Origin of the sequence: Peribacillus sp. YIM B13481 (assembly GCF_042787985.1) — a bacterium.
Lineage (GTDB): Bacteria > Bacillota > Bacilli > Bacillales > DSM-1321 > Peribacillus > Peribacillus simplex_A.
Genome location: NZ_JBHZPE010000048.1, coordinates 1 through 23,617, shown reverse-complemented (window position 1 = coordinate 23,617; position 23,617 = coordinate 1). Strand labels below are relative to the sequence as shown.

Annotated in this window: 18 protein-coding genes, 1 rRNA gene and 1 riboswitch; of the genes, 3 read left to right on the top strand and 16 right to left on the bottom strand. The window is 38.4% G+C overall.

Annotated features, from left to right (window positions below; genetic code table 11):
* Positions 1 to 173: 173 nt before the first annotated feature.
* Both ACFX4X_RS20670 and acpS read right to left on the bottom strand, forming a co-directional pair.
* Entirely contained in the window at positions 174 to 1,178 is a 1,005-nt protein-coding gene (locus ACFX4X_RS20670; protein ID WP_284469024.1) for a LolA family protein, read from the bottom strand.
* A 236-nt stretch (positions 1,179 to 1,414) separates the two neighbouring features.
* On the bottom strand, positions 1,415 to 1,771 hold the full coding sequence (acpS, locus tag ACFX4X_RS20665; RefSeq protein ID WP_284469025.1) for a holo-ACP synthase: 357 nt from the start codon (positions 1,769 to 1,771) through the stop codon (positions 1,415 to 1,417).
* 107 nt (positions 1,772 to 1,878) lie between these two features.
* Here acpS and ACFX4X_RS20660 point away from each other — a divergent pair, with 107 nt between their 5' ends.
* Positions 1,879 to 2,469: a rhomboid family intramembrane serine protease gene (locus tag ACFX4X_RS20660; RefSeq protein WP_061461182.1), complete on the top strand. Its 591-nt coding sequence runs from the start codon at positions 1,879 to 1,881 to the stop codon at positions 2,467 to 2,469.
* 27 nt (positions 2,470 to 2,496) lie between these two features.
* Here ACFX4X_RS20660 and ACFX4X_RS20655 read toward each other — a convergent pair whose 3' ends face one another.
* From ACFX4X_RS20655 to cshA, 3 genes are all read right to left on the bottom strand, one after another.
* Positions 2,497 to 3,966: a PH domain-containing protein gene (locus ACFX4X_RS20655; protein WP_377385970.1), complete on the bottom strand. Its 1,470-nt coding sequence runs from the start codon at positions 3,964 to 3,966 to the stop codon at positions 2,497 to 2,499.
* The gene (locus ACFX4X_RS20650; RefSeq protein WP_089364914.1) at positions 3,959 to 4,432 is read right to left on the bottom strand and encodes a PH domain-containing protein; all 474 of its coding nucleotides are present in this window, start codon (positions 4,430 to 4,432) and stop codon (positions 3,959 to 3,961) included. Before ACFX4X_RS20650 ends, ACFX4X_RS20655 begins: the two co-directional genes overlap by 8 nt.
* A 214-nt stretch (positions 4,433 to 4,646) precedes the next feature.
* Positions 4,647 to 6,146, bottom strand: coding sequence for a degradosome RNA helicase CshA (cshA, locus tag ACFX4X_RS20645; RefSeq protein ID WP_061461179.1), 1,500 nt, complete (start codon positions 6,144 to 6,146; stop codon positions 4,647 to 4,649).
* 1,256 nt (positions 6,147 to 7,402) lie between these two features.
* On the opposite strand from cshA, the gene ACFX4X_RS20640 reads away from it, so the two are divergent.
* On the top strand, positions 7,403 to 8,554 hold the full coding sequence (locus tag ACFX4X_RS20640) for a PP2C family protein-serine/threonine phosphatase (protein WP_377385966.1): 1,152 nt from the start codon (positions 7,403 to 7,405) through the stop codon (positions 8,552 to 8,554).
* A 49-nt stretch (positions 8,555 to 8,603) separates the two neighbouring features.
* Here ACFX4X_RS20640 and ACFX4X_RS20635 read toward each other — a convergent pair whose 3' ends face one another.
* The 9 genes from ACFX4X_RS20635 to ACFX4X_RS20595 all read right to left on the bottom strand — a co-directional run bounded on the left by ACFX4X_RS20635 (position 8,604) and on the right by ACFX4X_RS20595 (position 18,765).
* On the bottom strand, positions 8,604 to 9,986 hold the full coding sequence (locus tag ACFX4X_RS20635; RefSeq protein WP_377385963.1) for a UDP-N-acetylmuramoyl-tripeptide--D-alanyl-D-alanine ligase: 1,383 nt from the start codon (positions 9,984 to 9,986) through the stop codon (positions 8,604 to 8,606).
* Between the two features lie 164 nt (positions 9,987 to 10,150).
* On the bottom strand, positions 10,151 to 11,233 hold the full coding sequence (locus ACFX4X_RS20630) for a D-alanine--D-alanine ligase (protein WP_089364969.1): 1,083 nt from the start codon (positions 11,231 to 11,233) through the stop codon (positions 10,151 to 10,153).
* Positions 11,234 to 11,339: 106 nt separating this feature from the next.
* Positions 11,340 to 11,552, bottom strand: coding sequence for a hypothetical protein (locus ACFX4X_RS20625; protein ID WP_377385960.1), 213 nt, complete (start codon positions 11,550 to 11,552; stop codon positions 11,340 to 11,342).
* A 294-nt stretch (positions 11,553 to 11,846) separates the two neighbouring features.
* Complete coding sequence (locus tag ACFX4X_RS20620) at positions 11,847 to 12,629, bottom strand: hypothetical protein (protein WP_284469031.1); 783 nt, start codon at positions 12,627 to 12,629, stop codon at positions 11,847 to 11,849.
* 370 nt (positions 12,630 to 12,999) lie between these two features.
* A complete protein-coding gene (locus ACFX4X_RS20615) occupies positions 13,000 to 14,259 on the bottom strand; it encodes a cation:dicarboxylate symporter family transporter (protein WP_377385957.1) in 1,260 nt (419 codons plus the stop codon).
* 172 nt (positions 14,260 to 14,431) lie between these two features.
* Positions 14,432 to 14,581: riboswitch (cyclic di-AMP (ydaO/yuaA leader) on the bottom strand.
* 201 nt (positions 14,582 to 14,782) lie between these two features.
* Complete coding sequence (locus tag ACFX4X_RS20610) at positions 14,783 to 16,045, bottom strand: efflux RND transporter periplasmic adaptor subunit (RefSeq protein WP_377385954.1); 1,263 nt, start codon at positions 16,043 to 16,045, stop codon at positions 14,783 to 14,785.
* A gap of 14 nt (positions 16,046 to 16,059) precedes the next feature.
* Positions 16,060 to 16,722 (bottom strand): hypothetical protein, encoded by a 663-nt coding sequence (locus tag ACFX4X_RS20605; RefSeq protein ID WP_089364965.1) that lies wholly within the window; start codon positions 16,720 to 16,722, stop codon positions 16,060 to 16,062.
* A gap of 126 nt (positions 16,723 to 16,848) precedes the next feature.
* Entirely contained in the window at positions 16,849 to 17,745 is an 897-nt protein-coding gene (locus tag ACFX4X_RS20600; RefSeq protein WP_176432080.1) for a diacylglycerol/lipid kinase family protein, read from the bottom strand.
* A gap of 165 nt (positions 17,746 to 17,910) precedes the next feature.
* Entirely contained in the window at positions 17,911 to 18,765 is an 855-nt protein-coding gene (locus ACFX4X_RS20595) for a TetR/AcrR family transcriptional regulator (protein ID WP_377385950.1), read from the bottom strand.
* A 191-nt stretch (positions 18,766 to 18,956) separates the two neighbouring features.
* Between ACFX4X_RS20595 and ACFX4X_RS20590 the strand changes: the two genes are divergently transcribed.
* On the top strand, positions 18,957 to 22,085 hold the full coding sequence (locus ACFX4X_RS20590) for an efflux RND transporter permease subunit (RefSeq protein ID WP_377385947.1): 3,129 nt from the start codon (positions 18,957 to 18,959) through the stop codon (positions 22,083 to 22,085).
* A 324-nt stretch (positions 22,086 to 22,409) separates the two neighbouring features.
* Here ACFX4X_RS20590 and ACFX4X_RS20585 read toward each other — a convergent pair whose 3' ends face one another.
* A complete protein-coding gene (locus ACFX4X_RS20585; RefSeq protein ID WP_061461168.1) occupies positions 22,410 to 23,249 on the bottom strand; it encodes a tyrosine-type recombinase/integrase in 840 nt (279 codons plus the stop codon).
* A gap of 300 nt (positions 23,250 to 23,549) precedes the next feature.
* Positions 23,550 to 23,617: ribosomal RNA gene (gene rrf, locus ACFX4X_RS25560) — 5S ribosomal RNA — on the bottom strand; the annotation flags it as partial.

Sequence of the window (23,617 nt, the reverse complement as noted above, 5' to 3'; positions counted from 1 at the left end):
TATAACCAACTGATAGAAAGATAAAGTGCTTTTTAACATTGATTCTAATTTCCCAACTTGCCAAACCATTCAAAATGGAAGGGATTTAAAATGTCAACAAGCTGCTTCCCCGCCTATCCTTCCTAGAAGAAACCTTCATAAGGAGACGGGAAACATCAGCTTGTTATGTAATCCTATTTGACCGGATCTCCCCCAACTGAACGGGCGACTTCTATCATCTCTTCCTGTGTTAAGTCCTTTGATGCAATCATATAATCCACACCTTCAAGAGTCCATGCAATTGTATTTCCTGTCATGGCCCCGACTGTATAACCCAAATCAACTGGCTCTCCATTAACATTCGTCGAAACGGAGGTTTGGACTACCTCAGCTTTTTCCTGAACTAATGTAAAACTTTTTGTACCCTCATAGGTCAAAACGACACGTTCTCCCTTTTCCGTCGCAATTTCCTTTTCTTCCGTTAAGTTCATGTCACCAATATTTTCAGGGTATTTTACCGCAAACCCTTCATTTTGGACTTCCGCCATAACAGGCGCTTCAAGTTGTGCACTTGTCATGTTTTTCTTCATATCAAATGAATCTTTATCAAAAGTCGTATCGAATTTCACTTTTGAAAATTCAACAAGGACTAATGCGGTCTTATCGGGGTCCATGACTTTTACACTGACCGGAGATAAATCTTTTTTGTTTATAGTAATCTCTTGGTACGGCAACATTTTATTGTTTTGGTAGCGCGTTTTCGTTTCAAAGACATAATGTTTATCCGTTTCTTTATATGTCGCACTTTTATCTTCCGTAATGTCTTTCACCAGCGACTCAAACAAATAGGCCTGACTGCTGTTCTCCGGCCACTCGCTTTGAAATTTGAAGCTCTTATTCAAAGCTGGCGTCAAAACATATACACCATCATCATTTTTCAAAATCATCTGGCTTTGATCTTTCTCTTCATTTTTAAGATTTACGCGGTAAAAGGAAGGGTCCTTATGCCAAATTTCCACGTTATACACTTGAGGTTCCGTCCCCATCTTCAATGTCATTATCGCGTTAGCTTTATACCCTTTCATTTCGCCAAGCTTCTCATTCAATTCACTCACTACATCACCCTGTGATTTTTGGCCGCAAGCAGAAAGAGCAAGCAAGAGCATGATCCCTGCAAAAAGCATTAACATCTTCTTCATCTTTTCAACCCCTTTTTGTCATTTGAACGTAAAAGGGAGAGGAAAAGGCAGGATCCGGACATTGGCTCGACTGATGTCTTAGATTCCTCAGCATTTTAGACACGGATCAATTCGACCCGGCTAAAAACTTTTCGAGAGCACCTACTCTGCCATGTACCTTTTACCGGGCCTTGTCTCCCTATAGCACTAAATGTATATGAGACAACCTAAAGGTTTATGACCCGATTGGACAAAACTCAAATCACCCTTTCGATTACGACCTGAGCAACCGCATAATCCCTGCTGTGGCTAATAGAAAGATGGACCCCTTCAGAAAACGGCTTTGAAATCACTGGCTTTCCTTTATCATCAGATATGATTTCGATATCCAAAAAGGACAAGTGCTTACCTATCCCTGTACCGTACGCTTTTGAAAAAGCCTCCTTTGCTGCAAAGCGCCCAGCAAAATACTCGATTTTCCTTCTTCCATTTAACTTTTCGAAAATCGAGATTTCCCTTTCAGTTAATATTCGTTTCTTTATACGGGGTTGCCGGTTAATCAATTTTTCCATTCTATCCAATTCAGTAATGTCGACGCCTATACCTTTAATCAAATTGACACCTCTTCTATTAAATTAATAAGTTGCATATTATTAGAAGGACTCTTTTACCTGGAAATGACAATATGTATCTTATTTAAAACGATAATAAGGAGGAATCCATGTTTACAAGAACAGAAAGCTTCCGCGAATACACCCATTCATATCGAGCTGTGACTGTGCTCATACTCATTATGATGATTGTTTTCGTTCTCGTCCTTTTCCCTATATTTCCTGGTAATGTAATTTTTTATTATGGAACAGGTGTGAACTTATTCATCGCTGATGGACAATGGTGGCGTTTGATCACCCCCATCTTTTTACATAGCACGTTCACACATTTACTGTTTAATGGTTTCTCACTTGCCATATTTGGTCCATTCCTAGAGAAATTTCTTGGATCCGTAAAGTTTTCAATCTTCTTTTTATCGACCGGAATCCTTGCTAACATCGCAACCTTTCTAATTAAACCACTGACATATAACCATATAGGTGCCAGCGGTGCAATTTTTGGTTTATTCGGTTTCTTTTTTTACCTTGTACTGTTTAATAAGACTAATTTTACGAACAACGAAAGAAATACAGTATATACCCTGACCGGAATTGCCATTATCATGACTTTCATTCAACCACAGATCAACGTTGTCGGACATTTGGCCGGTATAGCAATCGGCGCTTTAACAGCCCCATTATACTCGAGAAAAAAGTGGTAGGACAAACAGCCGACTCTTTCCATTCATTCATTGGGAGTCGACTGCTTTTTTAGGTAAATACCATGTTTTAATTAATCGGCAATCTTTTTCTTCCACATCCACAACCATGCCGACCCGGGAGCTAACTCCAGATTTAATAGATGCTGAAATCGTAGCTAATTCTTTTCGATTCTGAAACCAACTTTTTTTATATGTGATTGATTGAATTCTGCTTCTCTGCATGATCAATGTTTGCTTTGAGAAAAAACGGCTGCTCAGTTGCAACAAATTCCCTTCTATCCCCCATCCTGCATCTTTATATTGCATGTAAGCCCAAAAGACCGCCAACGGTAAAAGTAAAAGAGAAAGAAAACCCCAAGGCCTGCCAAACCATACCAAAGCACCGATGATTGGGATGATGTATAGAACCTTGCGTAATACAAACCGCGAAAGTGCACACTTAGGTATCGATGTCATCTCCATGGTTGTTTGATAAACCGGTAAAATTTCCAGGAGTTTTTCATGTAAATGCTTCTTCTTGATCAAAGGGAACAGCATGATGGATAGGCTTTCTTTATCATCCATACTGCCTCCTGCATATTCAATATAAACTGTCGCCAATCCCAATGGTTTCCGAATCAAATTCTCCATGATCCTGATACCTTGCACTTTATGGATAGGGATTGTCAGCTGCCTTTTCTCGAGAAGCCCTCTGGAAATAACGATTTCCTCATCCGTTTTTATTACGGTAAAAGAAGCATATTTAATTACCATACTTAATGTGGCCAGTACATAAACCACCAATAAGGCCACTAGGGCAAGCACTGTAAGAACAATGGTTCCCATTCCAATAAAATCTTCATAACCCTTAAATATCCGCTTAAAAGGTATTATTTCATCAAACTGTGAAATAAAAGCGATCCCTCCAGATAAAAAAACACCTACCGCTCCCGAAGTGGCAGCCATAACGAATAATTGCGGAAGCGTCTGCTTAAAAACAGAAGATGATTTTGCCGCATCTTCATTTCCCCACACTTCATCTTTATCCTTATCAAGGGGGTTATTAGTATTGTTGCTTTTCTCCTGGCTTATAAAAGCATTGATTCGTTCCGCCTCACTTTTTCTTATGGCCGATAAAACAGCATCAGCCTGAGCCCCGCCTGCAGTTTCAATATTCAACTTCACCAGCCGGAATATCCTCTGTATGATGCCCTCTGAAATATCTATGCTATGAATGCGATCAAACTTTATATACCGCTTCTTCCTTATGAGTACTCCGGACTCAATTCTGAACTCGCCGTCTTGTATGCTATATGTAAAACGTAACCATCGAAGGAATGCATTTATTATCAGTAAAAGTACAATAATGGCAATGACTAGCGGTTGAACCCATCCAGGAATCCCTTCATTCTTCCCAGGAATAACGACAACTAGTATAAAAGGGATAACTAACTCCTTCACCGATTTAATAATATTAAGCAATACAGCTATAGGGTGGAGCCTTTTAGGTTCAGACATCTTCTTCCTCCACACTCGCCATTCTGGAAATATAGTGCCTTAATTCATCTGCCTCTGCAAGGTCCAGTGCAGGTATAACGTGAAGGGTCGCTGCAGTGGAGATTTCAACGGAGGCTAAATCATATTTTCTTAATAATGGTCCTTGCTTCGTTTCAACATGCTGAACCCTAATCATTGGTATGAGTGTTCTTTTAATGACAAAAATACCACTTTGGATATCAATTTCCGTATCCCTTACTTCGTAACGCCATCTCTTCCATTTCACCGAAGGAATCAGAGAGATGGTCAAATATGGTTGGATTATCGAAATTATGATCCACGCTCCAAAAACCCAATATGTCCAATTAAAAACGATTGTAAGCACGAGTACGGCGATGCTTATAATCCATGTTATTGAACAGCTTATAAGACCATTGATTTTCCATACGGTCAAGGCCTTATTCGATATACGATTTTCAGGTTCCATGCGGTTCCCCTCTTCTGTACAGGTATTTTGAATGAAACGTATCATTCATCCTTCGCTTCATCCATTATACTATAATTAAATGCGGGGTTTTAACCACTTTTCAAACAAAGTCCTTGAACCGTTCATCCAAAAACTTCTGCTCATTTTTAAACCCATGGAATATGGATATGCATATAAAAAAATGCCGCTCAAATGAGCGGCATTTCCAATTCAATTAAATTTTATTTGATTTTTCTCTTTTTTGGCTCGTGCTACGGTTTCCGTAACCATTCGATTTACGGTTCGTGCTTGGGCGTTTACTTGATCCGCTACCGTAATCTTTTCTGCCTGAAGAACTGCGGCCATTGCGTTGTCTGTTACTAGAAGAACTGCTTCCTCCACGATTGCGGCGCATTGGAGATGGAGACTCTTCCGTTAACTTGATTGGCGTTTGATCCGGTTCTTTTGTCATTGATTTAAGCATAGCTGCAACTAAATCCGCCGCACTATGTTTTTGTAATAACTCTTCCGCTTGACCAAGATATAATGATAAATCATCATTCTCGATTGTAGTCAGAATTTTTTCCGTTACTGCTTTTTGTTGACCTTCCAACGCTTCAGTTAACGTAGGGGTCTTAAGTTTCTCCATACGTTTTTTCGTTGTATGTTCAACTGCATGCAGTTGACCTCTTTCCCGTGGTGTTACAAACGTAATTGCAATACCGTGTTTACCCGCACGTCCTGTACGTCCAATACGGTGAACGTAGCTTTCTGGATCTTGAGGGATATCAAAGTTGTATACGTGAGTTACGCCGGAAATATCAAGTCCACGTGCAGCCACATCAGTAGCAACAAGGACATCGATGCTTCCTTCTTTGAATTTTTTCAAAACGGACAGACGTTTCGCCTGGCTTAGGTCACCATGAATGCCTTCAGCCATATAACCGCGGATATTCAATGCAGAAGCCAATTCATCTACACGGCGTTTCGTACGTCCGAAGACGATAGCAAGATCCGGTGTTTGAATATCGAAAAGGCGTGCAAGTGTATCGAATTTTTCACTTTCTTTTAACTCCAAGTAATATTGTTCGATGCGATCCACTGTCATTTCTTTCGCTTTTACACGTACAAGAACTGGTTCTTGCATGAATCTTTCAGCAATTTTACGGATTGGATCAGGCATTGTAGCTGAGAAAAGCAATGTTTGCCTTTCGTCAGGAACCGTTGAAAGGATCAATTCGATATCCTCAATGAATCCCATGTTAAGCATTTCATCTGCTTCATCAAGAACTACAGTGTGAACTCCGCCTAATTTAATATTTTTACGTTTGATATGATCTAAAAGACGACCAGGTGTACCAACGATAATATGTGGTTTTTTCTTTAAAGCACGGATTTGGCGGTCGATATCTTGTCCACCATAAACCGCTAATACACGGGCGCGTTTTCCGTAACCAAGCTTGAAAAGTTCTTCGGAAACTTGGATGGCAAGCTCACGTGTAGGTGCAATAACAATCCCTTGCACATTTTCGTTATTAATATCGATGTTTTCCATCAATGGGATACCGAATGCAGCAGTTTTACCAGTTCCAGTTTGCGCTTGACCAATGATGTCTTTACCTTCAAGAGCTAGAGGTATCGTTTGGGATTGAATCGGGCTCGCTTCCTCAAATCCCATTTTTTCTATTGATTTCATAGACGTTCTATCTAATCCTAATTCGCTAAACAATGTCAATGTTTTCGTACTCCTTTTTATATCGTAAATTTACACGTGCATTCATGGATCATGCACAGATGTTTAGTTCAAATCCTCATCATCATGACGGATGTTCTACTTTATCTCTTATGAAAAAGTTTATCATTATCACCTAAAAGTATGTCTGCCTTTTAGTTCAAATGAACTCAATATGATTTTTTAAAAAGGAAATATACCAGCACGAACATTCACTGGCATTTTTAGTTTCGCGCACGTGTAAACTTATCATTAACATACGCTCATCTTTTTAAAAGTACATGTAACCAAAATTAAATTCAATATGGAAAATTAAAAGTAGCATAAACGGATGTTTCACCGTTTTATTCAGGTGAGGGCTGCTGCACCTATTATTCATCAGACTTAAAAGACTGTATGAACAAAACTTGACGAGAGCCAAGATTCTTATACAAAACAGGCCCGGTGCGTTGAGGATTTGCAGAAGTGGAAAAGCGCTAAAATGCGGCTTGATTCCCTAATAGCTACTAAAGCCGCCAAGAAATGCAGCTTTTATATATGACCAGACGCGCGGCCTATTTAATCTAAAATAATCTCAAGAATGAACTCATGAAACATGTAAGAACATACAATTTTGTTGCCTCAACCTGATTAATTTAAATAATCATCAATGATAAGACATTTAAACTCATACTTCATATTACCATTTTCAAACTGTTATTGCAATAAAGGATATCTCCCCATTTATGGTTACTAAAAACTTTAGATCGTTTCAAAAAATAGGGGAATTTGATATTCCCACATGGAAATGTGCATCTGAAATACGTTTGAGTAAGAATATAGCATGTTCATTCAATGTGCCATTCTACCGGTTGAAATGTGTCACATTGGTTTTTATTTTCCCTTTAGAGAAGCACACGGATTGATTCACCACCAACAGGATTACCGTAGTTACTATATCCAAGTATGAGTAAATGGATTATTTAATATTTGAGCAATCAATAAATGATTTTACAAAACGAACATCTGTTTATATACATGATATGTGTTTAATTCAAATAGTTTCAACAAACTTTATTCAGGAAGGATTAGTCCGAATCAAAAGGCCACCTTACACGGTTACTCCTTTAGAAAAAGAAAGGACTTATTACCAATCCCCTATACATTACCGGATATATAATACCATTATATTTCGAAATTTCTATTAATTATTTAAAAAACGGTAGTAAATAAGTCTGAATACAGTATGATTGACCTATAAATAAAACAATGGGGGTTATATGAATATATACACTATAGATGTTCCTTTATGTAAGGAATTTGGTCTGATGTTAAAGAAAATGAACAAGCAAGTCACCTTTTTGGAGGATCCACTCAATCAAAGTCTTCTATTCCAGGAATCAACGGACTTAATGAAATCATTATTTATTTTACCTTTATACATATCAAAAGATTCTTGGCAGCAAACCTCGTTGTTCGCCTTAGCTGAAACTTATGAAATCCCTATCTTATTTATTTACAAACGTGCTTTAGGTATAGAGACCCCTCTGGCGTTACCAGAAAGGACCTTTTATGAAACCATGGCTGTCCCTGCCGATTCAGTAGAAGTCAGGATTAAATTAAAGTCACTCCAAAACATCAGCATGCAACTGTTTTCAGCGAAATTGAAGGGGCAGGAGCTAGAAAAGATCAACCAGAAATCAGCAATGAGCCTGCGAATTGCAAAGGGCTTTCAACTTTCAGGTTTACCCTTGTCTATCAATAAACAAGATATAGAGGTCAAAGGGCTTTCCCAGCCTTCTAGTGAACTGTCAGGGGATCTATTTTACTGGACGGAGATTGGCGACAGGACATACGTCTTCATAATGATCGACTTATGCGGAAAGGGCATTCATACGGCACTCATAAACATGTCCATACGCACTTTGATACCTGAGCTTATCAAACGCGTAAAAGACCCCATCTTCATAACGGAGGAACTGAATAAACATATGCGGGATCTATTTCAAGGAGTTAAAAGGGAATATAAAAACCATACTTGTTTTACAGCCTTCATTGCATACGTGGATACAAAGGAGCGACGCATCGAATATGTCAACTTTGGACTTCCTTCAGCCTTTTTGTATTCCCCATGCACCAATCAATTCCTCAATTTGAATGAAGGGACTATACCCATAGGGCTAAGTCCTGAAATGCCCATAAAAAAAATAGTATTTCATTATGAACCAGGAAGCCGTTTCTTCATCTATACAGATGGACTTTCTAAAATTCCAGCACCATCCGCAATCGACCGATCTGGCAATGTCGAGAGTGAATTCATCGAAAATATCCATCTTGATACACATGACCTTCTTCAGGAGTTACTTGTTTCAAGGATGAGGCATTCAGTGATTGACGATGATATCTGCATTATTGCCGGGACACTTTATTAAGTACGATAAAAAAGGCCGATTCAAAAGAAACGGCCTTTTCTATTCTTTTTTATTTTTGTAAGGCTTGAACGACTTCCTCAAGCTTCATGCCCCTAGAAGCTTTAACGAGAATGATGTCATTTACCTGTGTAGACGACTTAAGTTCCTCTATAAGTTTCTGCTTATCTTGAAAAGGACGGACATTCTCTGATGAAAAAGCCTTGCTCGCTCCCTTCGCAATAAACTCTGCTAAAGGACCATACGTGAAGATCTTATCGATCCGCTCATTAGAAATCAATTCACCAATTTTCAGATGAAAGTCTTTTTCCTGTGGCCCTAACTCCAACATGTCTCCCAGTACAAGGATCTTTTTCTCGAAACCAGATAATCCCTCAATCAACTCTACAGCTGCCTTTACTGAAGTTGGACTGGCATTATATGCATCATTGATGATTTTCTGCCCTTTTGCCCCCTGGACCAATTCCATCCTCATATTAGTTAACTGAATGGTAGACAGACCTTTATGGATCGCTGCAACATCTACATGGAATTCTTTAGCAACCAAAATGGCTGCCAATGCATTAAGAACATTATGATGACCTAAAACCGGTATCTCATAATTGATATCCTTTTCATCACATGCAATGGTAAACGTTGTACTGTCTGCCCCTTGGTTAATGGTCTGTGGAAACAAATCATTTTGTTCCGTACGTCCAAAAGAAATTACGTTTAAATCCGGAAAATCTTTTTTGATCCGATTGCGAAGCAATGGCTCATCACCATGATATATCAGCGTTCCATCTTTCGCCAAACCTTCGACAATTTCCAACTTCGCATTCGCAATTTCCTCGCGTGATCCTAAATCCAATAAGTGTGATTCACCGATATTGGTAATGATCGCTACATCAGGCTTTGCCATTTTGGATAAAAACTCAATTTCGCCACGGCTGCTCATTCCCATTTCCAAAACAGCCGCTTCAGTATCCTCTTCCATCGAAAGCACCGTTAGTGGTAAACCTAGATGATTATTGAAGTTTCCATTGGTTTTATGAACTTTATAGGTAGTTGCCAGCAGCGCAGCCGTCATATCTTTCGTAGTCGTTTTACCGTTGCTGCCTGTAATCCCGACCACTTTTATATCCAACTGCTTTCGGTAAGCACGTGCTAATTGCTGAAGTGCTTTTTCGGTATTTTCAACAATGATTAACGGTAAATCATTGGGAGGATTCGGAACATCCCTTTGCCAAAAAGAAGCCGCCGCTCCTTGTGCTAAAGCTTGCTTGACATATTGATGACCGTCAACCTGCCCACCCTTAAGCGGAATGAACAAACACCCTTCCTTAACCGTTCTTGAATCGATGGTAACCCCATTTATTCCTTTGGACTGGAATGAAGTGATATCATTCAATCCATCTGCCATTTCATGTACTTGTTTCAACGTTCTCTTTATCATTTTGTTCCTCCTACATTCATCGAACCGTTAATCGCTCTCTCCCTCTTCTTCCATTAACCAAACGAAGCAGAAACCAGTGTAAATCGAACCGGCTCCTGCTGATTGTAATCCATCAGATCAATTTTTGAAGAATTGTGAAGTTCACTGATACATTACCTGCATGATCAAACTGTATATTTGATTTGTTGTTTTTCTTGATGACGTTCCAAGGCAAGTTTCACGAGTTTTTCAATTAACGCTGGATAGTCGACACCTGTGTGCTTCCACAATAATGGAAACATACTGAAAGGAGTGAACCCGGGCATTGTATTCACTTCATTAATATAGATTTGGCCCTCTTCCGTTAAGAAGAAATCAGCTCGAACCAATCCAGAGCAATCCAATGACTTAAAGGCCGTAATGGCCATTTCAGATAAAGCTGCGTACTCGCTTTCCTTTATCTCCGCTGGGATGACCATCGCTGAATTACCGTCAACATATTTTGCTGAATAATCATAGAAGGAGAAATCTTTCTTAGGGATGATTTCTCCTGCCACTGAACATGATGGGTCATCATTGCCAAGAATGCCAAACTCAAGTTCACGGGCTACGACCCCTTCTTCAATGATGATCTTCCGATCGAATTGAAAAGCTTCCGCAACCGCTTTTTCCAATTCATCAGCATCATTACATTTGCTGATACCGACACTCGAGCCTAAATTAGCTGGTTTGACAAAACAAGGGTACCCCAATTCATCAGCTACCTTTTCAATGGCACTTTCAGTATTTTTTTCCCATTCAGAACGAATGAACCAAGTGTATTTAACTTGAGGAAGCCCCGCTTGGGCAAAGATGTTTTTCATGATAACCTTATCCATTCCAGCTGATGAAGCTAAAACGCCATTGCCTACATAAGGGAGATTCAATAATTCCAGCATCCCTTGTACTGTCCCGTCTTCTCCATTTGGTCCGTGAAGCAATGGGAAAATTACGTCATACCCTGTTGATTCACTATTTTCATCAGTTGAATGTGCCTGCAAGGCAAGAGGCGAGTTCAATTTGTCCGACGAAAAAGTCAAAGCCTCCACACTCTCGGCAGGCCCTGTTAACATCGGTCCATTAATCCATGAACCCTCTTTTGTTATGTAAATCGGATATATATCAAACTTTGCTAAATCGAGAGCCTTAATCACCGCTAAAGCCGTCTGCATAGAAACCTCATGCTCCGCAGATTTTCCACCATAAAGCAAACCAAGTTTAGTTTTCATGAGTTATTACCCTCCAATATTCTTTTAACCATGTTCATTGTATCATTTTACACTAAAACGGGAAAAGCGAAACTTCCATCATTGGTTCTTTTCCAATGATGGTTAGTTAAGCCATTCGGGCATTTACAGGCTGTTTTTTACACATATTTTTAAATTGCATTTTCATTTGATACCCTTCGACCGTCATTTTCATCGATACCTTACAGCCTGTTAATGCGGGGAAAAGCGAAACTTCCATCATTGGTTCTTTTCCATTAATTACCAACAGCGGAACACAGGTTAGATTCGCCACATCCTGTGGCAACACCTGTGCTTGCATATCCTATGCGTCGCATTCGGGCTTTACAGGCTGTTTTTTACACATATTTTTAAATTGCACTTTCATTTGATACCCTTCGACCGTCATTTCCATCGATACCTTACAGCCTGTTAATGCGGGGAAAAGCGAAACTTCCATCATTGGTGCCTTTCCAATAAGGAATATAGGCCAAAGCCACAACTCCCTGTCTCCTGTGCGGCGTCCTCCCTTATCTTTTATGCAATAGATAGTAAGTCTTACACCTAAAAAAACAAAGATATCAAATAATCCAACCCACGCATCCGGAAATTGGGATCAGAATAATGATTCATTTTTTATAACACTTTCCCATACTTTTTCTTTTCGATTAAAGGTGATAAAAACATCCGGCTCCTTAATATTTCTATCCGAAAAGTCATCATGCATCTCATCCATGTTTAAATAATCCCCTACCACCCATGCCGGTATCTCAATCTTCGTTCTTGAGTACTTGACATGCCGAAAGGAAAAAATGAGCCCCTCTGCCATAATATGAGCCAATGAAGAAATGATTTCTGCAGGAATGGCCGTCAGCTCTCTTTTCTTTCTGATTCCAAGCCACGTCCTCTCCACTTTTAACGGCTCCAGCTTTAGCGGAATCAGACTCCCTAACATCATATAATATGTAGAAAGTGAACGAAAATAAATTTTGTTGAACCAGCCATCATCCTGGGCAAGGTACACAAATTGATTATTCAATTTACGGAAAAATGGAGGATCCAGATGGGTTTTTGCATGCCCTAAATATAAAAGTTCAGCTAATTCCCTTCCATCCAATTCATCCAGCCCTTCCTCTTCTTCAAAATCAATCCAACAGAAATCTCCATATGCCCGGACATTTTCTTTAACGAGCTTTGCAATATCCTCAGATGAAGCGCTATCGAGCAGGACATTCAAATTGTATTCCCCACCATCGAATTGATGTTTCAATAATAAGATGGAATCCAAGGTATATGGCAGCGAATAGACAAATTCGCGAAAATTGAGTCCATTAAAAAGGACAAACCGTTCGGAAGCCTGCATATGCATATATAAGATATCATTGTTATCATTCTTCATAACCTGGTCCCCTCCGAGCTCTCAATCAATAATGTTATTTTATCAAACTTTTGGGTTTTCAAGTAAGTTATATAACCCAGAATATTATTCATCATCTGCATCGTATGAATAATGTGAATACCTGAACTCTATAATCACCTACGGTTAAGGAACGAACTCGATAATTTTAAATATCCATAATAGTGAAAAATAAAGAGTTGGAGGAATTGACGACGGGTAAAATTGAATAAGGTTTTATCATTAATTCTTTTCATGAGGAAGCTTCCCTTTAAAAAACTTTTCGTTTGCACCTTCTGGCACGTCAAATATAAAGGATACGCTTTTCAAACACAAAAAATCCAGAGTGACATATCACTCTGGATTTTTTGTATTAAGAAACTTGTTCTAATTCTTTATCGGAAGGAGGGTTGAATTGACCTTCCCATTTAGAGATGACGATTGCTGCAAGTGAATTCCCGATAACGTTTACTACTGTACGTCCCATATCAAGAATACGGTCGATACCGGCAATAAATGCTAAACCTTCAATAGGAATACCCACTGTTCCTAATGTCGCTAAAAGAACTACGAAGGATACACCTGGTACACCCGCAATACCCTTAGACGTGATCATTAACACTAACATTAGCGTAATTTGCTCATAAGCACTTAAATCGATTCCGTACATTTGAGCGATGAAGATAGCTGCCAACGCTTGGTATAATGTTGAACCATCAAGGTTAAAAGAGTATCCAGTTGGAATAACAAATGTAGCTATATGTTTCGGACATCCCGCTTTTTCCATTTTTTCCATAAGTTTCGGAAGAACCGCTTCTGAACTTGCTGTAGAGAACGCAAGTACCAATTCTTCTTTTAGAAGTTTAATCAATGTAAAGATATTGAATCCTACAAATTTTGCAATAAGACCCAGAACGACAATTACAAAGAAAATCATTGTTCCGTATACAGAAAGCGCTAACTTACCTAACGGAATTAAAGATTCCAAACCGAACTTGGAGATGGTCACACCGATTAGTGCAAATACCCCAATAGGAGCAAATTTCATGACCATATTAGTTAGGTAGAACATTCCTTCTGCTGTACCTTGGAAGAAACGGAATACTGGTTTACCTTTTTCACCGATAGCCGCAATACTAATTCCAAACAATACGGAGAAGAAAATGATCGCTAACATATCGCCTTGTACCATAGCTTGTACTGGATTGGATGGTACAATGTGAACAAGTGTATCTACAAACGATTCATGCTGCTTAGTTTCTGCTGTATCAACATAAGTGGAGATATCAGTTTTTTCCAGATGATTCATATTTACGCCAACACCAGGCTGGAGGATATTCGCGGAAATTAAACCAACAGCAATCGCAATCATAGTTACCACCACAAAGTATGATATTGATTTAGCTCCTAGTTTACCTACTGCTTTTAAATCACCTACACCCGCAACTGCAACGATAAGACTTGATACAATGATTGGCACAACAATCATTTTAATCATTCGTAGGAAAATGTCTCCGAATGGCTGTAAAAAGTTTTGGGCCGTCTCATTACCATAAAAAATGGCACCAACGATAATCCCTAGAATTAAACCAATGAAAATTTGGCTAGCTAAACTTAACTTGAATTTCTTCATATACTTTCCTCACCTTCCATAAAGTCTTTGATGCAAAAACGTTTTGTCTCGGTAAGGGAAACAAGATACTAATAGAAAGAAAGTAATTTTTCTTTTTTTGAAAAACTCTGTCTTTACGCCGAAAAAAAAGACACTTCATGTGTCGATTTCATATTGGCGTGAATATTCACACATGTTCCCTTAAAGACGCTGACGAGGTTAGCTGTCGGGTTAGGAATTGGAAACACAATTTGCCCTTTCATTTCTGAATTCACCCCTAGTGGATTAAAATCCACAAAAATGGTTCCCCCGTTCTTGGAATAAGATTAAGCGAGTTAACTTATAATAAAATATTATACTAAAAAGGTTAATCTGTAAATGTTTATTCTCATCCATTTTAGAAAAAGTCTTTAAATATATCTGAATATTCTGCATTCTAGATGATTGCACCCAGTATTACACTTCCCGATTTTTAGTCATTTAAGCTATATGGATATATAAATAATAACTAATTTGACATCCCCTTTCTTTATGAAAGAAGCAGTTATTTTTCCAAAATGCCAAGTAACAGATACCTTACTTTTTCCCTAGAGGTGAATTTTTTATAAGTTGCAGTTTTCACTTTTTCAAATTGAATTGGGGTAATAAAATAAGAATGGTTCTTCGCTACCCTATTCGGTTCTAGCAGGATGACATCACCTACTGACGGTCCCTTTATTAGTTCCTGCTTACCTTCTGCTTTAAGCCCTTTTGAAATGTAGTGTTTATCCACATACCCTTTTTTAGTCAATTTGTAGACATGCGGCTTTTTTTGGTAATGCACTGCCTCGATGGGAATGGCGGGTACACCAGCTTTCTCATTGGTTATTACAGCAAGGTTGACTTTGGATCCCACCAACAAAGATTCGGTTTCTTCACCCTCCGGTTCGATTAAAGCCTGAAATGGAAATTTGTTATCCCTTTTTAGTGACGGCTCTTCTGCTGGATAGGAATGGATACGGCCTATCGTTCCTTTCAATGACTTTTTTAAATCAGAGGAACTTGCTTTTATAGTCATGCCCACTTTAGCTTTTTTCATCTCCTCTTCAGAGAAATTACCTTCAATTGCCATATTTGTTGAAACGATGGATATAATGGGGTTTTTCAGGTTTTTATTGATATTTTTAACTACACCATCAGCTTCACTCGTCGTTACAATCGCGCTAGCCTGCTCCTCAATTGAACTTAATTTAGCATCAAGCATTTTCACTTTTTCATTCAAACTGTTTTTTTCGAGTTCTTGCTTGTACATTTCTTGCTCAATGTTGCTTTTAATAAGATCTGAAGAGCTTGTTGTTATATTAATATCCAAGTTATTTTTCACCGATTCATCAATGACCGCTTTATCAGGATCACGGGTCAGGGCCCCTTGAGAAGCCCTTAACTTCCTAATATATTCGTCAATCCCTACAATTTCTCCCTCAGCAGCAGTTTTCTCCGCTTCCAAATTCGCTTTAAGTGCATCAAGTTCGGTTGTCGTATACTCAAACAACGAGGAGCCAGCCGCTACAGCATCCCCCTCTTTTACAAGGAATTTCTTAAAATCATTTTTCTTGGTTTCAAAATAGATATCGTACTCTTCTACAGGTTTAATTACCCCATTTGTTTGAATAGTATCCGTAATTGTATCTTTTTTTACCATTGACCAGTTTTCCACGAAAACAGTTCGTTCCGCTTTGCTTCCTTTTTTTTCAATAAGGTATATGTTGACGGTTATTAACACAATCGACGCAATAGAGACCGCTGTTATTTTCCATTTCCCACTCATTCTTTTCACCCGCCTTATACAAATACGCCCACTTGGATGTATGCTAAAAAGGCTTTAACAAACCACGTGGCCAGATAGAATAGAACAATCATTACAAGGACCAAATAATTATTTCGTTGTGAAAACTCCTTTAAATAGAAATATTGCAGGGCAATAATAAGAAATTGAAAAATGGTGATTTCGCTGAAAAAGTGAATAAAGTAATCACTTCTGAGAAAATACTGACCGATGACTCCCAATGAAAAAAGATTGGAATCATTGCCTATATCCATTAATACGAATAGAGGAATCAGTAATGCTTTTTCCAATAATTGCAACCCGAAAATGATCATTTGAACGATAACTAATTTTATGTATGGGATATCGGTAACGATCCAAAAGAAAAGGGCTGCTAAAAATATGTAAATGGATGGGTAGATAAGGCTTGCTATTATGTTGCCGCTCAATATCAGAAACTTTCCTGCTTCAAATTCATTAACACTCATCTTCGTGATTTCTTTAGAAAATGATTCAGAACCAATGCCAAAATAACCACCAATAGCAAATACTATAATACTAAGAAAATATAAAAATAGTAATTTCCATCCAAGCCGTGTGACTGCCTCTGCATTTTGCAGTTGATAACGACTTCGATGAGGCTCTAAAATGCCCTTTAACAATCTGACCTGGTACACCATATGTGTTCCTCCTGCAAAAAATGATATATCATCCTATATTTTATCTTATTTTGGAAACAATTGCAGAAATAAGGAATGAATGAAACAAAAAAAACACATACACTTACCCTTAACATGTAATCCTCCTCACCAATTTGGAGTTAATACCGATAAATGATGGCCAAGTACTTTAATTCGAGTAGGTGTTTGACTATAACTCTCTCCATCCATATCCACATCAAGTGGCCTCTTGTTTTCAATAGTCATGCTACCGGCCTGCACATAAGTCACACCAGACTCCGAGCTCAAATTTTCAATCCATGAACGTTTCATCGCTATTATTTCTAAAAATGCACCAAAGCTTGCGTTTTCCAAGATGGCAACGCCAAAGATCCCATCGTCTGGACTAACCATGGGAAAGGGGAGTAAATTAGTACCGATAAAACATCCATTCAAGACCAAAATCATGATTGCTTCCCCTTCAATGAAATTCCCATCATACTCAAGTTTATAGGAAAAGGGTGCATTATCACCAATCGTCCTTACTGCACTTAATAAATATCCTATCTTTCCGAACCTGTTTTTTTCCTGCACATCAATATTGCTTGATGCCTCAGTAATAAGCCCGATTCCCCAAAAGTTGGAGAAATAGTCATCGTTGGCCTGACCGATGTCAATTGAACGAACTTTTCCATTTACTATTGCCTCCGCAGCCTGACGAACATTTTGAGGAATCTTTAATGTTCTTGAGAAGTCATTGCAAGTCCCTCCAGGTAATATCCCAAACAACGGCCGCTTCCCAAGGGGTGAAAGGCCATTTACACACTCATGTACGGTTCCATCTCCTCCTAATACGAAAACTACATCCATGTCTTCACCATATTCCGAGCAGAATCGACATGCATCCCCTTTTTCCTTCGTTTGTAGAATAAGGAACTCATCAATATGAGGAGCTATTACTGGAAGACATTCCTCAAGATTCCTCTCGAGTTTATTGTTCCCGGCCTTTTTATTATAAATCAGCATTCCCTTTTTCCATCTCATGATTCTTGCCTCCATACTAATAAAAGAATTTTCCTACTACTTATACTTTTTCCTAAACCCCAGATTTTGAAACTCATACATAATCAAATATAGAAAAATTCATATGGCTTTGAACTCTAAGATATCAACAAAAAAAGAGGCTATACGCCCCTTTCTGTAATTCCTTCATATATTCGTCAAATATTCCTTCATCGTTAAGACAAGCTTTGAACACAAAGGACTTCGTTTTTCATTTTTTTCCAAAAACAACAAAAGGCTTTCCAAGATAATGGGACTTGGCCTAACTTTTGAAAACTCTTCTTGAATTGCCTTTAAAGCTTCCCTATTTTTACTTGTTTCCACTTCCAACATCCTGCTGATGATCGAATGGATTTCCTCTTTTGGGCTCAAATCCCGCAGTGAGCATTCTGGTATAGGAAATTGTTTCAATAATGGATCTTCCATGTTTTGCAGGCTTGCAATAATTGAATCCATACGGTTCAACATGAAGCTAGGTAACAACTCCACATCGAAAGCATTTTTTTTCCTGATCAATATTCCGATATATCCTTTGAAAAGTGAATCTAATATTATTGTGCAATCCGGCAGAAGGTCAGCCGAAAGTCCGGGGTATATCTCAATGATTTTACGCTTGAACCAAATCAATCCCTCTTCATGGATATAATGTAAAAACCGATCAAGTTCTTCGCTGATATGGAGCATTTGTTCCTGCATCAGCATTTGAATTAAGTTTGTATTTCCCGTCATATGCTCCATGTGAACAGTGATTTGCCTCAAAAATTTGTCTTTACTAGACAATGAAGCGTCTAACTCAAGATCAAGTAATGAGTCCGTCAACGCTTCATAATAATATTTAAAAATGGAGACGAGTAACTCTTCCTTCGATTTAAAATAATTATAAAAAGATCCCTTTGCTATCCCACATTTTTCAGCAATTTCCTGAACGGAGGTGGCATGATAACCTTTCTCCGCGAAAAGTTCTACAGATTTATCTATGATCATTTTATGTTTTTCATTCATCAAATTCATCCTATCTCTTAAAAGTCTGTCCAATCATGACCAATCAGTCATATCTTTCAAATTGTATCCCAAAACCCTTGGAATCACAACGATAAAACTAACAGATATTATCTATTGCAATCATAATCCTTATGCTATATATTTGAGTCTATGACCGATTAGTCACAATTTTAAGTATGGAGGGTACAAGTTTGAACTCAATAATTAAATTTTCCTTGAAGAATAAATTGGCAATCTGGTTGCTTACGATCATCATCGTTGCAGCGGGTTTATACTCCGGTTTAAACATGAAGCAAGAAACCATTCCAAACATCTCGACTCCATTAATAAGTATCTCCACTGTATATCCAGGAGCTGCACCTGAAGAAGTAGCAGATAAACTCACAAACCAGATTGAACAGAAAGTCACAAATTTATCAGGAGTCGAATTAGTCAGTTCATCTTCCATGGCTAATGTTTCTTCCATCCAATTACAATATGACTATGATACGGATATGGACGACGCTGTAAAAACAGTTAAAGAAGCATTAGAGAAAATAGAACTGCCTGAGGGAGTGGATAACCCAAGCGTATCTAAATTAGAATTAAACGCTTTTCCTGTCGTAGCACTCAGTGTAACAGATAAGGATTCGGATTTACCAGCCCTTACAAAAAATGTCGAAGAGGTGTTAGTACCTAAACTTGAAGGAATCGATGGCGTAACTTCCGTATCAATTTCCGGACAACAAGTAAATGAAGGGAGCCTTGTATTCGATCAAGAAAAGATGGCTCAATATGGGCTCGATGAAGAGACCGTAAAGAAGGTTATCCAGGCCGCAAACATCAACATGCCACTTGGCATATATAACTTTGATGATAAAGAAAAAACGATCGTTGTGGATGGAAACATTTCCACATTAAAAGACCTGAAAAATATAAAGATACCTTTAACGGGTGGTTCTAAAACTGGAACGCCAGCACAAACCATACCCGAAACCAATCAATTATCCCCTGAAATGGCATCGGGTACTGCCCAAGTACAAAATGTCAAATTATCAGATATTGCCGATGTTAAAGTCACCGGTAAGGCTGAGTCGGTTTCAAGAACAAACGGTAGCGAATCGATTGGAATCCAGGTTACAAGATCGCCTGATGCCGATACAGTTGCAATCGTAGACGAAGTAAATAAAGAAATATCGAATTTTAAAGAAGAATTTAAAGGCGTAAGTGTACATACTACGCTAGATCAAGCAAAACCGATTAAAGATTCAGTTGAAACCATGATTAGCAAGGCAATCTTCGGCTGTCTGTTTGCCGTCATCGTTATCATGCTTTTCCTTAGGAACTTTAAAACGACTCTAATTTCCGTCATTTCGATTCCATTATCTTTGTTAGCAGCCCTTTTGGTGCTCAAGCAAATGGATATTTCATTAAATGTTATGACACTGGGAGCCATGACAGTTGCAATTGGCCGTGTCGTCGATGACTCTATTGTCGTAATTGAAAATATTTACAGGAGAATGGCTTTAAAAGGCGAACAATTAAAAGGCGGCGACTTAATACGATCAGCCACTAAGGAAATGTTCATCCCTATCCTTTCATCGACAATCGTTACAGTAGCCGTTTATCTGCCTTTAGCAAGCGTTACAGGGGCTGTTGGGGAACTATTCATGCCTTTCGCCTTAACAATGGTGTTTGCATTAGTCGCTTCATTAATAATCGCCATCACACTCGTTCCGGCCATGGCAGACTCTTTATTTAAAAAGGGACTATCTAAAAAGGAATTAAAATCACATGAAGAAAAACCCAGCAAACTATCTGCATTCTACCGAAAAGCACTTGATTGGTCATTAAACCATAAGTTAATAACTTTCGGTACAGCCATTGTATTATTAGTCGGGAGCTTATTCCTTATTCCAAGCATCGGTGTCAGCTTCATGCCTGCAGATGAGGAAAAAACGATTATCGTTACTTACACTCCAGCGCCTGGCGAATTAAAAGAGGATATTGAAAAGCAAACAGAAAAAGTAGAAAAATACTTCATCGATAAAGATGATGTGAAGACAGTTCAATATACACTAGGGGAAAACATGATGAGTGGCATGATGGGCGGCTCGGGTAACTCAGCTCTCTTCTATGTACTCTATGATGAAGACACCAAAAACTTCGGGGACAAAAAAGAAAAGGTCATAAAGGATTTAACTAGCCTTAATTCACCTGGAACATGGAAACAACAAGAGTTCACTTCAACATCAAGTAATGAAACTACCCTATATGTATACGGAAATACACAAAAAGAAATTGAACCTGTAATCGATGATATTAAAAATATCATGAAGAAAAATAAAGACTTAAAAGATGTTGATACCAGCCTTTCCGATGCTTATGAGCAATATACACTAGTGGCAGACCAGAAAAAGCTAAGTGATGCTGGACTAACAGCGGCACAAATTGGTATGTCCATTGCAAATACGAACAAAGAAGATGCTTTAACTACTATTAAAAAAGATGGTGAAGAAGTCAAAGTATATGTCGAGACAGAAGAAACGACATTTAAAGATAAAAAAGATCTTGAGAACACGAAAATTTCTTCTCCAATGGGAATGGAAATCCCATTAAAAGAGCTTGTAAAAATCGAAGAAGGAAAAGCGTCCGATACAATTAGCCGTCGCGATGGAAAAATTTATGCCGACGTGTCTGCAACTATCAAATCGGATGATGTAGCAGCAGTAACAGCTGAAGTACAAAAGGAAGTTAAAAAATTAGACCTTCCTGCAAGCGTTTCTGTAGACTATGGCGGAGTAACGAAAGATATCCAAGAATCCTTCACTCAACTTGGAATCGCCATGTTAGCAGCCATAGCTATCGTTTACTTTGTCCTAGTCGTTACTTTCCATGGTGGTTTAGCACCAATAGCCATTCTCTTCTCACTACCATTCACGGTAATCGGGGCATTGGCAGGGCTATTCGTTACAGGTGAGACGATCAGCGTTTCGGCAATGATGGGTGTCCTAATGCTTATTGGTATCGTCGTAACCAATGCCATTGTATTAGTGGACCGTGTTATCAAAAATGAAGAATCAGGTTTATCTACTCGGGAAGCTTTACTCGAAGCTGGTTCCACCCGTTTACGCCCAATCCTGATGACTGCCCTTGCAACAATAGGCGCCTTAATACCCCTGGCAATCGGTGCAGAAGGCAGTGGATTGATATCACAAGGTTTAGGAATTACCGTTATCGGCGGACTAGTGAGTTCTACATTATTAACACTGGTCATAGTACCGGTAGTTTATGAAGTTATAATGAAAATAGGTAAAAAGAAGAAAAAAACAGTTAAATAATAAAGAAAAGAAAGAGGGAATCCCTAACTATAGGGATTCCCTCTTCTTTTCTGATTCAACAATAATACTTTTGAATTTTTCTACTCCACCCTTCATTTTCATAATGTATTATAAAATACAATTTCAATTTGTCCTATACAGCTTTCTGAGCCCTCTAGACAATGCCTTTATGACTTGATTCCTTCTTTTTTCACCAGATCCCGCCACTCGTAACATAAATGCCCTATTCGTCGTCATTTCCAAGGAAATTCTTTTGTTTTTAAAACTGATTTTTATGCAAACAAAAAAAGGAAAGAACTCGCCTTCCTTTTTGATTTCTATAGATTAGTGTTTGGTGAAAGTCTGGTCTATCGCATTTTCCAAATCCAGCGATTTTTCTTTTAAATAACGCTTGGTCACATTTAAATCTTTATGACCGGCAAGCTTGGATATCGTTTGTATAGCTATTCCATTATCCACTAACCTTTGGCAAAAGGTATGGCGCAATTTATGTGGATGAACATTGTATTTTTTTAATATATATTGAACTGATCTCGGAGTGATCCTTTGATTATAACTTGAGATGAATAACGGATCTGCTTTTTCTTTTAAAGAATGAAGATAATTTTTTACATGTTGTATAGCCGATAGTGTCAGGGGGACGGTTCTATCAATTTCACCTTTTGCGTTCCTGACAAGTATATAATTTCGCTCTGTTTCCATGATGACGTCCTGATCATTTAAGTCACATAATTCAGAAACACGAATTCCTGTATGCAACAAAAGGTAGACGATGGCAATGTTCCTAAGATTTCCTTCTGCTTCTATATCTCTTAACAGGATTTGCTGCTCTTTTATGCTTAAAGTTTCAGGCACTTCTAGCTTGTGCTCTTTAACCTTGCGTTCCACAGAAAGCATTACTTGTGGCTTGCCTAAAAATTTAAAGAATACATTTAGAGCGATATAGTGTTTTTCTATTGTCCCTGGACTTTTCTTGCAATTTTCTAAATAGTCAAGATAATCCTGAACATCTTCAGAATGAATCTCCATCAATATCTTTTGTGTCTGGTCACAAAACTGTGAAAGGACACCAGTATACGTTTTGATCGTATTAGCTGATTTGCCTTGGTCTCTCAACCATTCAGCAAACGAAAAAATCATTTCATCTTTAGCAGAGGTATCCATCGGCTATTCCCCCATGACAGTTTCAGAACTACGTTAAGTTTAACATATTTCCCTACAGAAACGAAGAATTCTGTCCATATGCCTTAAACAGATATACGATTATACAGATTGAAGCAGAAATTATTTGCTTATTTATCACTAGATGCATTTATAAGTATGTCCTAGCATATATACTTTCCTATACTGAATATACTTTCTATAATCTTTTGAGTCTCCTACCTTTTAACGGATTTAAACATAAGAGACAGAAGGAATAACAACCGCAAAAAAGACCAGCCGGATGGCTGATCTTTTTAAATGGCTTGGCGGCGTCCTACTCTCACAGGGGGAAACCCCCAACTACCATCGGCGCTGAAGAGCTTAACTGC

What these genes read in the sequence shown, in the direction of transcription:
- ACFX4X_RS20655 (WP_377385970.1), bottom strand. Translation starts at nt 3,966, where the DNA reads ATGTCTGAACCTAAAAGGCTCCACCCTATAGCTGTATTGCTTAATATT.
- ACFX4X_RS20635 (WP_377385963.1), bottom strand. Translation starts at nt 9,986, where the DNA reads ATGATAAAGAGAACGTTGAAACAAGTACATGAAATGGCAGATGGATTG.
- ACFX4X_RS20640 (WP_377385966.1), top strand. Translation starts at nt 7,403, where the DNA reads ATGAATATATACACTATAGATGTTCCTTTATGTAAGGAATTTGGTCTG.
- ACFX4X_RS20650 (WP_089364914.1), bottom strand. Translation starts at nt 4,432, where the DNA reads ATGGAACCTGAAAATCGTATATCGAATAAGGCCTTGACCGTATGGAAA.
- ACFX4X_RS20660 (WP_061461182.1), top strand. Translation starts at nt 1,879, where the DNA reads ATGTTTACAAGAACAGAAAGCTTCCGCGAATACACCCATTCATATCGA.
- ACFX4X_RS20600 (WP_176432080.1), bottom strand. Translation starts at nt 17,745, where the DNA reads ATGAGATGGAAAAAGGGAATGCTGATTTATAATAAAAAGGCCGGGAAC.
- ACFX4X_RS20585 (WP_061461168.1), bottom strand. Translation starts at nt 23,249, where the DNA reads ATGGATACCTCTGCTAAAGATGAAATGATTTTTTCGTTTGCTGAATGG.
- ACFX4X_RS20630 (WP_089364969.1), bottom strand. Translation starts at nt 11,233, where the DNA reads ATGAAAACTAAACTTGGTTTGCTTTATGGTGGAAAATCTGCGGAGCAT.
- ACFX4X_RS20625 (WP_377385960.1), bottom strand. Translation starts at nt 11,552, where the DNA reads ATGCAAGCACAGGTGTTGCCACAGGATGTGGCGAATCTAACCTGTGTT.
- ACFX4X_RS20670 (WP_284469024.1), bottom strand. Translation starts at nt 1,178, where the DNA reads ATGAAGAAGATGTTAATGCTTTTTGCAGGGATCATGCTCTTGCTTGCT.
- ACFX4X_RS20615 (WP_377385957.1), bottom strand. Translation starts at nt 14,259, where the DNA reads ATGAAGAAATTCAAGTTAAGTTTAGCTAGCCAAATTTTCATTGGTTTA.
- ACFX4X_RS20595 (WP_377385950.1), bottom strand. Translation starts at nt 18,765, where the DNA reads ATGAATGAAAAACATAAAATGATCATAGATAAATCTGTAGAACTTTTC.
- ACFX4X_RS20605 (WP_089364965.1), bottom strand. Translation starts at nt 16,722, where the DNA reads ATGGTGTACCAGGTCAGATTGTTAAAGGGCATTTTAGAGCCTCATCGA.
- ACFX4X_RS20620 (WP_284469031.1), bottom strand. Translation starts at nt 12,629, where the DNA reads ATGAAGAATGATAACAATGATATCTTATATATGCATATGCAGGCTTCC.
- ACFX4X_RS20610 (WP_377385954.1), bottom strand. Translation starts at nt 16,045, where the DNA reads ATGAGTGGGAAATGGAAAATAACAGCGGTCTCTATTGCGTCGATTGTG.